This is a genomic window from Oxynema mangrovii CENA135, from assembly GCF_016632315.1.
Classification (GTDB): domain Bacteria; phylum Cyanobacteriota; class Cyanobacteriia; order Cyanobacteriales; family Laspinemataceae; genus Oxynema; species Oxynema aestuarii.
In genome coordinates, this window is record NZ_JAEOXH010000001.1 from 3214066 (window position 1) to 3227087 (window position 13022).

General features: G+C 54.9%; 14 protein-coding genes. 9 read left to right on the top strand and 5 right to left on the bottom strand.

Going from position 1 to position 13022, the window contains the following annotated elements; translation table 11 throughout:
- The first annotated feature begins 226 nt into the window (after positions 1-226).
- Together JJD41_RS12595 and JJD41_RS12600 are read left to right on the top strand one after the other, a co-directional pair.
- On the top strand, positions 227-1117 hold the full coding sequence (locus tag JJD41_RS12595) for a shikimate dehydrogenase (protein WP_200666376.1): 891 nt from the start codon (positions 227-229) through the stop codon (positions 1115-1117).
- A gap of 82 nt (positions 1118-1199) precedes the next feature.
- Entirely contained in the window at positions 1200-1670 is a 471-nt protein-coding gene (locus JJD41_RS12600) for a hypothetical protein (protein ID WP_370583803.1), read from the top strand.
- Positions 1671-1711: 41 nt separating this feature from the next.
- On the opposite strand, the gene JJD41_RS12605 is transcribed toward JJD41_RS12600, so the two are convergent.
- The 3 genes from JJD41_RS12605 to upp all read right to left on the bottom strand — a co-directional run bounded on the left by JJD41_RS12605 (position 1712) and on the right by upp (position 3137).
- Positions 1712-1993, bottom strand: coding sequence for a YggT family protein (locus tag JJD41_RS12605; protein ID WP_200666378.1), 282 nt, complete (start codon positions 1991-1993; stop codon positions 1712-1714).
- Between the two features lie 88 nt (positions 1994-2081).
- Positions 2082-2414: a glycine zipper 2TM domain-containing protein gene (locus JJD41_RS12610; protein ID WP_200666380.1), complete on the bottom strand. Its 333-nt coding sequence runs from the start codon at positions 2412-2414 to the stop codon at positions 2082-2084.
- 72 nt (positions 2415-2486) lie between these two features.
- A complete protein-coding gene (upp, locus tag JJD41_RS12615) occupies positions 2487-3137 on the bottom strand; it encodes a uracil phosphoribosyltransferase (protein WP_200666382.1) in 651 nt (216 codons plus the stop codon).
- A gap of 434 nt (positions 3138-3571) precedes the next feature.
- Between upp and crtH the strand changes: the two genes are divergently transcribed.
- The gene (gene crtH, locus JJD41_RS12620; RefSeq protein WP_200666385.1) at positions 3572-5098 is read left to right on the top strand and encodes a carotenoid isomerase; all 1527 of its coding nucleotides are present in this window, start codon (positions 3572-3574) and stop codon (positions 5096-5098) included.
- 126 nt (positions 5099-5224) lie between these two features.
- The gene (locus JJD41_RS12625) at positions 5225-7375 is read left to right on the top strand and encodes a lipase family protein (protein ID WP_200666388.1); all 2151 of its coding nucleotides are present in this window, start codon (positions 5225-5227) and stop codon (positions 7373-7375) included.
- A gap of 75 nt (positions 7376-7450) precedes the next feature.
- On the opposite strand, the gene JJD41_RS12630 is transcribed toward JJD41_RS12625, so the two are convergent.
- The gene (locus JJD41_RS12630; protein ID WP_200666390.1) at positions 7451-7810 is read right to left on the bottom strand and encodes a phage holin family protein; all 360 of its coding nucleotides are present in this window, start codon (positions 7808-7810) and stop codon (positions 7451-7453) included.
- Between the two features lie 166 nt (positions 7811-7976).
- On the opposite strand from JJD41_RS12630, the gene JJD41_RS12635 reads away from it, so the two are divergent.
- The 3 genes from JJD41_RS12635 (at position 7977) to JJD41_RS12645 (ending at position 10258) form a co-directional block, all read left to right on the top strand.
- Entirely contained in the window at positions 7977-8516 is a 540-nt protein-coding gene (locus tag JJD41_RS12635; protein ID WP_200666392.1) for a pentapeptide repeat-containing protein, read from the top strand.
- Between the two features lie 99 nt (positions 8517-8615).
- Positions 8616-8843: an indolepyruvate ferredoxin oxidoreductase subunit alpha gene (locus JJD41_RS12640; protein WP_168567594.1), complete on the top strand. Its 228-nt coding sequence runs from the start codon at positions 8616-8618 to the stop codon at positions 8841-8843.
- Between the two features lie 239 nt (positions 8844-9082).
- Positions 9083-10258 carry a tetratricopeptide repeat protein gene (locus JJD41_RS12645; protein WP_200666394.1) on the top strand — a complete coding sequence of 392 codons (1176 nt, stop codon included), beginning with the start codon at positions 9083-9085 and terminating at the stop codon, positions 10256-10258.
- Positions 10259-10483: 225 nt separating this feature from the next.
- On the opposite strand, the gene JJD41_RS12650 is transcribed toward JJD41_RS12645, so the two are convergent.
- Entirely contained in the window at positions 10484-10924 is a 441-nt protein-coding gene (locus JJD41_RS12650) for a peroxiredoxin (RefSeq protein ID WP_200666396.1), read from the bottom strand.
- Between the two features lie 176 nt (positions 10925-11100).
- Between JJD41_RS12650 and JJD41_RS12655 the strand changes: the two genes are divergently transcribed.
- Together JJD41_RS12655 and cobQ are read left to right on the top strand one after the other, a co-directional pair.
- The gene (locus tag JJD41_RS12655; protein WP_200666398.1) at positions 11101-11511 is read left to right on the top strand and encodes an Npun_F0494 family protein; all 411 of its coding nucleotides are present in this window, start codon (positions 11101-11103) and stop codon (positions 11509-11511) included.
- Positions 11512-11547: 36 nt separating this feature from the next.
- Positions 11548-13011, top strand: a complete 1464-nt coding sequence (gene cobQ, locus JJD41_RS12660; protein ID WP_200666400.1) for a cobyric acid synthase CobQ — start codon at positions 11548-11550, stop codon at positions 13009-13011.
- Positions 13012-13022 lie beyond the last annotated feature (11 nt).

The window sequence follows — 13022 nt, forward strand, 5'->3', positions numbered from 1 at the left end:
GCGATCGCCCGAATTGCCCCGGGTTTTAAATCGGAGGGGAAGATAACGAATGGCGACACAATGATAGATACTTGACTTATTAAAAGTGATGCCAACCCTAGAAAACATCGGTCTCGATCGCAATTGTGACATAGAATTTCTCGATTCGTCAGCAGATAAGAACGTCTCGATCGATCGTATTCTGGAGAAGCAGTAAGTCATCAGTACGACTCACCCGTAAATTTTAATGCAGGCGATAACAGGAAAAACCAAACTCCTCGGGGTCATCGGTCATCCCGTGGAACATTCCCTCTCCCCGGTGATGCACAATGCGGCGATCGCGGCCCTGTCCGCCACTGAAGGGGGGCAAGTCGATTACGTTTACCTTCCTTTCCCGGTCAAACCGGAGAATTTAAGTGCGGCAGTAGCCGGGTTTGAGGCGGTCGGTTTGTGCGGTTTTAATATCACAATACCTCACAAGCAGTCGATCGTCGCCTTCTTGGACGAAGTCTCTCCGGTCGCGCGGGCGGTGGGGGCGGTGAATACGGTGTGGCGCACCCCCACGGGATGGGCCGGGACGAATACGGACGTAGAGGGCTTTTTGTCGCCGTTACGGGCGCGCGATCGCCCCTGGAAGGGAACCCAAGCGACGATTTTAGGGGCGGGGGGCGCAGCGCGGGCGATCGTGGCGGGCTGTGCGGAACTGGGGTGCGAGGAGATCGTCGTGGTGGGTCGCGATCGCGCCAAACTCGACATTTTCGCGCGCAGTTGGGAGGAATCGCCGATCGCGATCGCCCCGCTTTCAACGGGTCTCTGGGAGGATCTGCCCGCCGTGTTGGCGCAAACGGACTTGCTGGTCAATGCGACTCCGGTGGGGATGCACCCCCAGGTAGATCGCACTCCCGTCGAGGCGTCGCTACTGGCACAACTACCCGCCGGGGCGATCGTCTACGACCTGATTTATACCCCCAATCCGACGCGGTTGTTGCGAGAGGCGCGCCAAGTCGGGGCCGGGGCGATCGACGGCTTGGAAATGTTGGTACAACAAGGGGCCGCCGCCTTACAACTCTGGTTAAATCGACCCGTTCCCGTGGACGTGATGCGTCGGTCTTTACAGGAACATTTAGGCTCGATTTAACGGCGATCGGACGATCGCGGTAAGCTGGGATCGAGGATTTTTCAATCCCTTCGATCTGTTATTACGCGATTATTACAAACGTATGTCGATCTTTAACCCCTTCTTCGATCGCCCTTGGATGCGGCGCGATCGCCTCGTGAGCCTCTTCCTCGCCGTCTGTCTGACGGCGATCGCCTCCTGGGGATTTGCCGCCCCCGCGTGGGCCATCACCCAAATCAAACTCTACGACCTGTCCTATCGCGACTGTCCCACGGCTTTGTCCGAAGGCGCCGTCGCCAGTGGCAGTATCATGAGCGCTAACTGTTTCATCGTTTCCGGGAAAGCTAAAAATCCCTCGGGGAAAACGATTTACGATGCCGATATTTACGGTCGCGTTTACGACGCCAACAACAACAACGTCTTACCGAATCGCACCCGCTTGGGGAAAATTGACGAAGTCCCCCCGGGAGAAAGCAATTTTGAATTGCAACTGACCGTACCCTCCAATCTCCCCACTCCGTTGAAATTGGAGCAGTTCAAAGCTTCGGGCTTTACCGGACGAGTACGCTTCTAAACTTCCGGGGGACTGGGTGGGCCAGACCCACCCGACTCACCTTAAAATGCGGGCGCCCCTTGGAAACTGGCAAATACAGAGGAGAGAATTTGCAACAAGAAAATAGCCAAAATGGGGGAAAAATCAATCCCACCCAAGGGAGGAATGAACGAGCGGAAGATATTGAGGTAGGGATCCGTTAACTGGCTGACAATCGAAAACGGTGGGTCGTACCAGTTGATATTGGGAAACCAGCTCAGAAAAATACGAATTAACAGCAGGACGAAATAAATTTGTAAAAAGGTCGCCATCGTACTGGCGAGTAAGTTAATGGCAGGACTCATAGGCTTAGTGACTCGTTAGTTTCTACAAAACACGGCCCACAACAGGACTTGCATTCAGTGTAATCGATCGCCGAATCCGAGGCACGACTTAGACTTCTTCACTGCGGGAAGGCGATTCGAGGAGTTCTTCTTCGGACATCGAGTTGACGTCGCCGAGTTGCTGGCGCACGTCGTCGATCGCCTCGTTGAGTTGGGCGATTTTTCCTTCTAAAGAGCGCCGTGCTTGTTCGATGCTTTCTTCGGATTGCTGGGAATAGGGTTTGAATTTGCGCGATCGCCCCTCGCTCAAATGACCGTTTTCGCCGACGGTCTCTTCATCGGAGAGTTTGGAGCCGACCACCCAACCGAGTGCGGCGCCGATCAAACTGCCGACTACCGCTCCCGCGATAAAACCACCGGTAAAATTATCTCGATTGCTCATGGCTTGGGTTGTGGGTGAGGTTGCGTACTGTTTTTAGATTAGTGCAGATTCGCCGGAGTTCGCGATCGCCCTCTAGGTTCCGAAGGTGCGATCGCCCGCATCCCCCAATCCCGGGACGATAAAGCCGCGATCGTCAAGACCTTCGTCAATACATGCGGTATAAATATTTAAACTCGGATAGTTGGCGCTTAACTTCTGCAACGCAGGCGGCGCGGCGACGACGGCGACGATCCGAATCTTTCCGGGATCGATCCCGCGATCGCCCAACGCTTCCAAAGTCGCCGTAATCGTTCCCCCAGTTGCCAACATCGGCTCGCAGATCAGCACCCGCGTTTCCGGGTCGAACTGGGGGGGAAATTTATTCAAATAACAACTCGCCTCCAAGGTTTCCTCGTCGCGCACCATGCCGAAGTGATAGATCGAGGCTAGCGGTAGCACCCCTTGGGCGCCGTCGAGTAACGACAACCCGGCTCGCAAAATGGGAACCACAACTAAGGGCTTTTGCGGATCGACTAACTGGGCGCGACAAGGGGCCAGGGGGGTTTCGACGGTCGTTTCCAGGGTCGGCAACCAATCGCGACAGGCTTCGTAAGTCAGCCACCGCCCCAACTCGGTCATCGCCGAACGGAATAAGGATGGAGGCGTCGAAGCATCCCGGGCAACCCCCAACCAATGTTGGATCAAGGGATGGGGGGGAACGTAAACGCGCATTTGAAGCGTCATAAGCAATAGATGACTGACAATCGGAGTTGAAGACCTGACCCATGATACTGTGTTTGGGCTTGAGGGTTTTCGGTTTTGAGATGTTTTGAGATTGAGATTTGAGATTTAGATTTCAGATCGCCTCTGCCCGCCGTCAGCCCGGGCGATCGCCCCTTGGCTCTCCCCGTCGAAAAATTTTTTGAAAAAAATTCTCAGTAAGTATTGACAAAGATTTTCAATAACTCTATAGTAACTTCCATAGTGTTCTCCTCTCAAAGGATCGGCAGGCGGGATTGGTCGGCAATAGCAGACCGATCCCGGTTTTTTTTAGTAATTTTGGCCAAACCCGGGACGATCGCGCCCTCGCTCCCCTCCAGGTTGACCACAAAGCGCTACACTCGTAAAAATTGACCCAACCTGGAAACCTTCCCCCAGCAAGCGCGCAATTACGACTCATGGCAGCTTTTTCCCCAAGACAGTTACCTCAAACCCGACAATTTGACGCGATCGTCATCGGTTCCGGAATCGGCGGACTGGTAACCGCCACCCAACTCGCCGCCAAAGGGGCGCGGGTTCTGGTTCTCGAAAGCTACGTGATTCCCGGCGGCAGTTCCGGCTACTTCGAGCGATCGGGCTATCGCTTCGACGTGGGCGCCTCGATGATCTTCGGCTTCGGCGATCGCGGTACCACCAACCTGCTCACCCGCGCCCTCGATGCGGTCGGCGTCAGCCTCGAAACCATTCCCGATCCGGTTCAAATTCACTACCACTTACCGGACGACGTCACCGTGCGAGTTCACCGAGATTATGAGAAATTCTTGCAAGAACTCGGAGATCGCTTCCCCCAGGAACGGCAAGGACTGCGGCAGTTCTACGATGAATGCTGGAACGTCTTTAACTGCCTCAACGCGATCGAGTTACTCTCCTTAGAAGAACTGCGCTACCTGACCCGCGTCTTCTTCCAAAATCCCCGCGCCTGTTTGGGACTGGTCAAATATTTACCCGTCAACGCCGGACAAATCGCGCGCAAATACATCCGCGACCCGCAAGTTCTTAAATTTATCGATATCGAATGCTACTGCTGGTCCGTCGTTCCCGCCGACCTGACCCCGATGATTAACGCCGGGATGGTGTTTTCCGATCGCCACTACGGCGGGATTAACTATCCCAAAGGCGGCGTCGGACAAATCGCACAGAAACTCGTCGAAGGCTTGGAAAACGCCGGGGGCGAAATTTGCTATCAGGCGCGCGTCGCCAAAATCCTCGTCGAAAACGGTCGCGCCGTCGGCGTCCGCCTCGCCACCGGGGAAGAATACCGCGCCGAACGGATCGTGTCCAACGCCACCCGATGGGATACCTTTGACACCTTACTCGGCGATCGCCCCCTCCCGGCGAAAGAACGGCGCTGGCGCGATCGCTACCAAAAATCGCCCAGCTTCCTCAGCTTGCACCTCGGCGTCGAAGCCTCCCTACTGAGCGCCGATACCGCCTGCCATCACATCATCGTCGAAAATTGGCAGGAAATGGAAGACCCTTACGGCACCCTATTCGTCTCGATTCCCACCTTACTCGATCCCGACCTGGCCCCGGAAGGCTATCACATCATCCACAGCTTCACCCCGAGTTGGATCGAACAGTGGGAAGACCTTTCCCCGAGTGAGTACGAAGCGAAGAAAGAAGAACTCGCCTGGGAAATCGTCGATCGCCTCGAACGGGTGTTCCCCGGTCTCGATGCGGGCCTGGACTTTATGGAAGTCGGGACGCCGCGATCGCACCGCCGCTTTTTAAACCGCGTCGATGGCACCTACGGCCCGATTCCCAACCGCAAGTTACCCGGCTTGTTACCGATGCCGTTTAATCGCACTTCAGTTCCCGGCTTGTATTGCGTCGGCGATAGCACCTTTCCCGGGCAGGGCTTAAACGCCGTCGCCTTTTCCGGGTTCGCCTGCGCCCACCGGATCGCCGTCGATTTGGGCCTGTAGGGTCCACCCGCGACCCTCCCCCGATCGCCCTCACCCGATCGCGCGACGACAACACCGGGGGCGATCGCTTAAGATCGGGAGGATCCCGGGATCTGCAACCCGATTCGTCCCTCGTCCCTCCTTACCATGCGCAAAGCTACCCTGACGGTCGCCTGCGCGATCGCGCCGATTCTGTGCAGCTTCGATCGCGCGATCGCCGAACCCTCAGCCCCAACCCCTTCGACCTATCCCCTCCTCCAAGAATATAAAAACTTTTGCGCCCGGGATCCCGTCGGCTGTCGGGACGTGGCGATCGCCTCCGAAATTGCCGCCGACATCATCTACACCTCCGAACTACAAGGGGATTTATCCCGTTGTCCGTGGACCTTCCCCCACTGTCAGCCTCAAGATTACCGGATTATCGATTTATCCCTGAGTAACGACGAAATTATCGATCGCCTCAACGCCCGCGACCGTCCCCAACAAGCGGGGGCGAGTATGGTTAAAACCTTTATCGAACAACTGCGGGCGTCCTTCCAGGATTTAGGCGGTTATGCCTTAATCTTTCACCGCCAAAACCGACAAGAAAACGGTCGCGAACGACATCATTATTTAATTGCCTTTAAAGGCACCAATCCCCTCAAAATTAACGATTTATTTAGCGATTTAAGCTTTCCGGCAGTTCCCCTGTCCGCAGCACAACCGGACTTACTCGTTCATTCCGGCTTTTATCGCTATGCGGCGAGTATTTTCGAGGCCACCTTACCGGATATCGAGACCTTTCTCGCCTTGCAAAACGATCCGAATGTGGATCTCGAAATTATGGTCACCGGACATAGTTTGGGGGCGGCGGCGGCGAGTATTTACACGGCGTTGCTGAAAAATTACGGGATTCGAGCTTCCCATCTCAAATTAATTACCTTAGCGGCCCCTCCCTTCCTCAAAGAAGAAGCCGTCGCCGCCTTCGATCGCGCCTACGGCGATATCCCCACCATCGATGTCGAAAATCGCGGCGATATTATTCTGGATAGTCCGATTTTTGATTCGTTGATTTATCGCTTGAGCGAATATAGCTATCCGAATTTTGGCGAAAAAATCGAAGGATTGCTTTCCGAAACGTTAGAAAAACTCTACAAACAAAGGGAATTGGAAAAAGCCACGAATACGGTTCCCGCCGGAGCGAGCGATCCCCAGTTTGCCCTTTCGGGTTTGGCGGCGATCGATGCCAAAATTAAGATCGAACAAGTGCAAGTGCATACGATCTCTTACACGGATTATTATCAATATTATTTAGAGGTTTTACAAGGCGATCGCCGCTTCCAAAATCGCCTCGCTGCCCCCCGAAACCGCGACGACTCGCCGAATCGCGGCAGTTCCTTCGCTTTGAATTATACATTAGACCCGAATTTGGGGGCGATCGCCGCCAATGCCCTCGCCTTGAGTCCGGACGGTAAAACCCTCGCCCTGGCGAGTGCGAGCGGATCGCTCCAAATCTGGAAGACCGAAGACGGCACGATCGCCCACACTTTTGACACGACGCGGAGCGGGCCGCAAGTTCTCACGTATATGCCGAACGGACGCCAGTTGTTCGTCGGCGGCGAGGACGGCGGCATCGCCGTTTACGATCTTGCAAGTTTTTCGCAAGTTAGCACGATTCCCGGGACGGGCGACCGGGTGACGGCACTGGCGGTGGATCGGCAGGGCGATCGCTTGCTAGTGGGGCGGGCGAGCGGCAAGATCGACAGTTTTAAGCTGGAGAATTCCCCTCATTTTGAGAAGGACAATTTTGTGAAAATCCGCACTTTTGACGGCGAAGGCGATCGCATTACGGCCCTGGCGACGACCCCGGACGGTCGCACCCTACTCAGTAGCGATTGGCAGGGACGGATTAAACGGTGGGATCTTGCCAGTGGCGAAGCGTTATCCCTTCCGAGGGGACGACTGGGGAAAGTCTGGCATTTGTTCGACGACGATCGCGGCAGATCGATGGTGGCGAGCAGTTTTGACAATAAAATCGAACTGTGGAATCTCGAAACTGGGGAGATTGAAACCACATTGCGCGATCGCGACGGGACGATTTGGGCGATCGCCGTCAGTCCCGACGGACAGACCTTAGTGAGTAGCAGTTGGGACGGACAGGTAAAAATCTGGGATCTCGCCACCGGGGGACTGGTCAAAACCTTGGGCAACGAATTGGATGTCGTGACATCCCTGGCGTTCGGTCCCGACGGGAAGACGTTAGTCACGGCCCTGTGGAACGGACGGGTCAAGTTGTGGCAACGGGGACGAGTAGAGTAGGGTTGGCGGAAGTATTGACGAGTAATTGAGAGGAAGGGCCAACCCTAGAGGGATTGATTAGTCGAATGAACCGAATTAACTGATTTCCTGCTCGACTTGACCGACGAACTTACCAATTAAGCTAGAAACGAAGGACAGGACGATCGCGCCGATGACGGCGGGGAAGAACCCGGCGATCGTGAATCCGGGGGTGAGATAGGCGACCAGTCCCAAGCTAATACCGTTGACGACGAGCAAGAATAAGCCGAGGGTCAAAACGGTGAGCGGTAGGGTAAACAGGACTAAAAGCGGTTTGACGACGGCGTTGACCAGTCCCATGACGATCGCGGCGATCGCGGCGGAAGACAAGCCTGCCAGTGTCATTCCCGGGACGATGTAGGCGGTAATCAGGAGGGAAGCGGCAGCCCCCAACCAGGTCAGAATGAAGTTGAGCATGATTGTGGTTTAACTCTGTGGTTTAACTCTTTCGATCTCGCTATCAATTTTTATATTAGCGAGAGGAAGGGGGGAGACGGACAGGGGGAAAACCGTTCCGGGATGGCGAAACTCCCTAAAATAACATCAAATAACATCAAAAGTGATTTGCAAGGGATGGAAGACCATGAAAAAGCGCGAGTTTTTCCAGGCGATCGCCTCCAAGGGCCTGTGGCGGGCGATCGCGCTGCTGTGGGTGGCGGCGATCGTGGGGTTATTTCCCCCCCCGGTGTTGGCGCAAGCGACGAAATATTATCCTCCACCGCTTTCTTACAGTCACGCCCAACTGTCGGGTCAAGATTTTTCTGGAAAACAACTGTATTCGGCAGAATTTGCCAATGCTAATTTAGAATTTGCCAATTTTAGCGACGCGGACGCTCAAGGGGCAATTTTCAGCGCGGCGAATTTGATTGGGGTGAATTTTCACGGCGCTAATTTAACTAATGCCATGTTAGATCAAGCGGACTTGACCGAGGCCGATCTCGGCGATGCGGTGTTGGTGGAGACGATTTTACTGGGGTCGTTGTTTGAAGATACCCAAATTGAAGGGGCGGATTTTAGCGATGCCTTGTTAGATGGGGCGCAACTGCGGCAATTGTGCGCGATCGCCTCCGGCGTCAATTCGCAAACGGGGGTGGAAACCCGCTATTCTCTCGGTTGTCGTTGAGTGGGTGCGCGAGGGGCGACGGGACTGCTAGGCTAGACATAGGCACTTTAGCGGATTGGATCGAGCCAATCCCGACGTTGATTAAATTCGAGGAGAACTGTGTCACATACGATTGTTACCAATGTTTGTGAAGGCGTTGCCGACTGTGTAGATGCGTGTCCGGTGGCGTGCATTCATCCCGGTCCGGGAAAGAATAGCAAGGGGACGGATTGGTATTGGATCGACTTTGCGACCTGCATTGACTGCGGTATTTGCCTGCAAGTTTGTCCGGTGGAAGGGGCGATCGTTGCCGACGAGAGACCGGAGTTACAACAAACCCCGCAATAGGGGAGAGATCGACCGATCGAAGTCGAGAGGGGTCCGATCGCGATCGGCTGAACACGGCGCGATCGCCTAAAGTTTTGGTTCTCAATGGGCGTCTAATGTTGGGGTCTCCTCTACGGGTTGACATTTGGCAAGGAAACCCGGGCGATCGCCGAGCTTCGCTGCGATCGATCTATAATGCTCTACGCTACAACGGGCGATCGCGATTTCATTTCTCAATTGGAGTTTTATAGAGGTGCCAGATGTTCCAACGAGTTTGGCAGTGGTTTTCAGGGGTATTTGCAACCCTTTTCGGTTCGTCAACGACGCCATCGACCGATCGGCCCATCGCCGCCAAACCGGAACCACTGGAGGAAACCCAATACGAACATTATTTTTTACAATTGCTCGACGGCGTAGATCGCGGTTGGGAAGGGGTTAAGATTTACCGATTTTTCGAGGCGTTGAGCGATCGCGCCACCCTGTCCGATTGGGAAAGTTGGTTGCGTCGTTTTGGAGACAAATTGCTCGCGAACGACGGTTCCCATCGCGAATTAGCCCGTCGCTTATTGCGTTTGAGCGATCGCAGCCATTCCGTGGACGATTTGCGGACGATTCGGGCGATCGCCCGCGAAATTGGCTCCCAGTTAGAAGCGCGCGCGGTCCCCGCCGAGAGTCCCCCGCAACCGCAATCGCAATCGCAACCCGAACCCACACCGGAACCCGAACCGCAACCGCAATCGGAAGCGATCGAGACCGATTTTTGGCGAGACGACCGTCACGCGACGATCGCCGCACTCGATCGCCAAGCGCTGGAAGTGGAATTAAATCGAGCCAGCGATCTCCTGCACGAGGAAGCGTTTGAAGAAGCACTAAGCGGCTTCGATCGCGTTTTAGAAGCGGATCCGGACAACGATCGCGCTTGGTTGGAACGCGGTGTCGCTTTGGCGAATTTAGGCAAGCACAAAGAAGCGATCGCCTCTTACGACCGCGCGATCGCTTTAAATCCGAGTGCGGCCCCGGCGTGGTCCCATCGCGGCGATGCGTTCTACGACTGCGGCGAAATTGAAGCGGCGATCGCCTCCTGGGACCGGGCCTTGGAACTCAAACCGCAAGATCCAGAAACTTGGTATAATAAAGGACTGGCCCTCGGTCGTAATTTAGGGCGATGGCAAGAGGCGATCGCCGCTTGGGATAAGTCTTTGGAATTTAAACCGGACGATTTTGAAACCTGGTTTTATCGAGGCGTGGGTTGTGGCGCCTTGAAGCAGTGGGAACAAGCGCTGACGAGTTGGGAAAAAACCCTCGAACTCAAGCCCAATTTTCGCGATGCCTGGATTAACAAAGGTACGGCGTTACAGCATTTGGGCCGTTACAACGAGGCGATCGAAGCCAACAACCGCGCCATGGAATTACAATCTAATGCCGTTTCCGAGTAACCGTGCGAGCGGTTGAGCATTGAAATTGGGCGATCGAGAGCGATCGAGAGCTTACCATTTCCAGCAGGCCGAAATAGCTTCCCGAGTTCAAGTGCAAACAGCTTACCTCATCGGTTGGCAAGGGCGTCATCTGGTTAACTTTTGAGGGGTTCGGGGAGCGATAAGTAGGGTGGGCAAGTTTTGCCCACCCTACTAAGAGAGATTTAGCTCACTTGACTGGAGCAATTAGGCCATGGCGGCGAGGATGTCGGCGGCGTGGGTGTCGGTTTTGAGGTTAGATCCTTCGTAGACTTGGGTGATTTTGCCGTCGCCGTCGATGACGTAGGTGACCCGTTTGGCGTAGCCGCCCCCTTCGACGTCGTAAGCTTTGGTCAGGGTACCGTCGCTGTCGGCGAGCAAGGGGAAGGGAATATTATATTTCTCGGTAAATTTTTTGTGGGATTCTTCGTCATCCATGCTGACACCGAGAACCGCGATGTCTTTGCTTTGATATTCGTTGTACGCATCGCGGAAGCTTTGGGCTTCTTTCGTGCAACCGGGGGTGTCGTCTTTGGGGTAGAAGTACAAAATCAAGGTTTTGCCCTTGAAGTCAGAGAGGTTGACCGTGTTGCCGTTGGTGTCTTTGGCGGTGAAATCCGGTGCGGTGGTTCCGACTGATAAAGACATAGATGCGTAATTTTCCTTTTTGAAACTCGATCCAAATCCTAACAAACTTGTTACGTGGGGGGAGCGAGGGGAGGCGATCGCCGATTGGTATGTTACTACTAGAATGTTAAGGCCGACCCGATCGCCTGTCCGCGTATTCTCCACTTTCTCAACTTTCTCAAGAATTGACGCCAAGAATGAAAGCTGTCGAATCTCAACCCGCTCAGTCCATTACGTATCCGCCGCGTACCGTTACTCGGGCTAGACGGGCGCTGGCGTGTTCTCCGTTCACCCGGGTACTGTTCGAGGCGATGAAAACTGACAGCGTTCCCCTCGGCGCGATCGCCTCGGAATCGGGGAACCAACAGAACTATACCCGACGGGCGATCGCCGAACTGCGGGTCGAAAATGACCTGATGTGGCTCATTCAAGTCGGCGTGTTGCGCCGGGAAGTAGACGGACAGGGAATTACCGACAGTTTTCGTCTGACCCCCCTCGGACGGCAACTGATCGATCGCCAGGACGAAGAAGCGGTGAATTGGGGGGCGCCCAGTTGGCGCGATCGCCTCTATAATGCTGGCGCTCGTTGGCTGCGTCTACCGTTCTAACCGCAATCGAACTCATACGCTCGCAGGCTTGCCGATATGAAAGCAATTATGGTAGTGGGAACCACCTCCCACGCCGGAAAATCCCTCGTTGCAACGGCGTTGTGCCGCATTCTCTCCCGTCGGGGATGGCGGGTCGCCCCGTTCAAGGGACAAAATATGGCCTTGAACGCCTACGTCACGGCAACAGGGGGCGAGATCGGTTACGCGCAAGCCTTGCAAGCTTGGGCGGCGGGAGTGACGCCAGAAGTGGACATGAACCCGATTTTATTAAAACCCCAGGGAGATATGACCTCCCAAGTCATCGTCCACGGCAAAGCCCAAGGGAGAATTAACGCCCTAGACTACTACGAGAAGTTTATCGATATTGGCTGGCAGGCGATCGCGGATTCGCTCAAACGACTCAGTGCAGAATTCGATTTAATCGTTTGCGAAGGCGCCGGAAGTCCCGCCGAAATCAACCTCAAACACCGGGATCTCACCAACATGCGGGTGGCGAAACATCTCAACGCCCCCACGATCCTCGTCGTCGATATCGATCGCGGCGGCGCCTTCGCCCATGTCGTCGGGACCCTCGAACTCCTCGATCCCGACGAACGGGAACTGATTCGCGGCGTCGTCATCAACAAATTTCGCGGGCGGCGATCGCTGTTGGACTCCGGCATCACCTGGCTCGAAAAACGCACCGGGATCCCCGTCCTCGGCGTCATTCCCTGGATCGACGAAGTCTTCCCCGCCGAAGACTCCCTCAGTTTAGTCGATCGCCCCTCGCGCAAAGGACGCACCGATCTAACCATTGCCGTCATCCGCCTGCCGCGTATTTCCAACTTTACCGACTTCGACCCCCTCGAAGCCGAACCTACCGTCACCGTCGAATATGTCAGCCCGAAACAGTCTTTAAACTATCCCGATGCGGTCATCGTCCCCGGGTCCAAAGCCACCATCCCCGATTTACTCCTGCTCAAAAAAACCGGAATGGCGGAACAACTGCAAAACTACGTCGCCGCAGGCGGTACCATTTTCGGCATTTGTGGCGGCTTTCAAATGCTCGGCGAAATGTTAGCCGATCCCGAAGGCGTCGAAGGACAAGAAGGACGATTTGAAGGCTTAAATTTACTCCCGGTTAAAACTATTATTACCCCCCATAAAATCGCCCGCCAACGGCTCGTCACCTCCCAATATCCTTACGAAGGCTTGCCCGTTTCCGGCTATGAAATCCACCAAGGTCGCTCCCAATTTGGCACCTCCAACGGCGTCAAAAACCTGTTTGACGATCCCAGTTTGGGCATGGTAGACCAAGAACAATCGGTGTGGGGAACCTACCTGCACGGCATTTTCGATAACGGTCCGTGGCGACGCGCCTGGTTGAACCGCCTACGGCACCAGCGCGGGCTGAAAGCTTTACCCACGGGCATTCCCAACTATCGAGAACAACGCGAAAGCTTGTTAGACCGACTGGCGGACGTGGTACAGTCTCATATAAATTTGAAGCCGCTATTGTAGGTGAAAGACAA

Bases quoted from the DNA above. Each gene is read 5' to 3' on its own strand.
- JJD41_RS12595 (WP_200666376.1), top strand. From the start codon at position 227: ATGCAGGCGATAACAGGAAAAACCAAACTCCTCGGGGTCATCGGTCAT.
- JJD41_RS12600 (WP_370583803.1), top strand. From the start codon at position 1,200: ATGTCGATCTTTAACCCCTTCTTCGATCGCCCTTGGATGCGGCGCGAT.
- JJD41_RS12605 (WP_200666378.1), bottom strand. From the start codon at position 1,993: ATGAGTCCTGCCATTAACTTACTCGCCAGTACGATGGCGACCTTTTTA.
- JJD41_RS12610 (WP_200666380.1), bottom strand. From the start codon at position 2,414: ATGAGCAATCGAGATAATTTTACCGGTGGTTTTATCGCGGGAGCGGTA.
- upp (WP_200666382.1), bottom strand. From the start codon at position 3,137: ATGACGCTTCAAATGCGCGTTTACGTTCCCCCCCATCCCTTGATCCAA.
- crtH (WP_200666385.1), top strand. From the start codon at position 3,572: ATGGCAGCTTTTTCCCCAAGACAGTTACCTCAAACCCGACAATTTGAC.
- JJD41_RS12625 (WP_200666388.1), top strand. From the start codon at position 5,225: ATGCGCAAAGCTACCCTGACGGTCGCCTGCGCGATCGCGCCGATTCTG.
- JJD41_RS12630 (WP_200666390.1), bottom strand. From the start codon at position 7,810: ATGCTCAACTTCATTCTGACCTGGTTGGGGGCTGCCGCTTCCCTCCTG.
- JJD41_RS12635 (WP_200666392.1), top strand. From the start codon at position 7,977: ATGAAAAAGCGCGAGTTTTTCCAGGCGATCGCCTCCAAGGGCCTGTGG.
- JJD41_RS12645 (WP_200666394.1), top strand. From the start codon at position 9,083: ATGTTCCAACGAGTTTGGCAGTGGTTTTCAGGGGTATTTGCAACCCTT.
- JJD41_RS12650 (WP_200666396.1), bottom strand. From the start codon at position 10,924: ATGTCTTTATCAGTCGGAACCACCGCACCGGATTTCACCGCCAAAGAC.
- JJD41_RS12655 (WP_200666398.1), top strand. From the start codon at position 11,101: ATGAAAGCTGTCGAATCTCAACCCGCTCAGTCCATTACGTATCCGCCG.
- cobQ (WP_200666400.1), top strand. From the start codon at position 11,548: ATGAAAGCAATTATGGTAGTGGGAACCACCTCCCACGCCGGAAAATCC.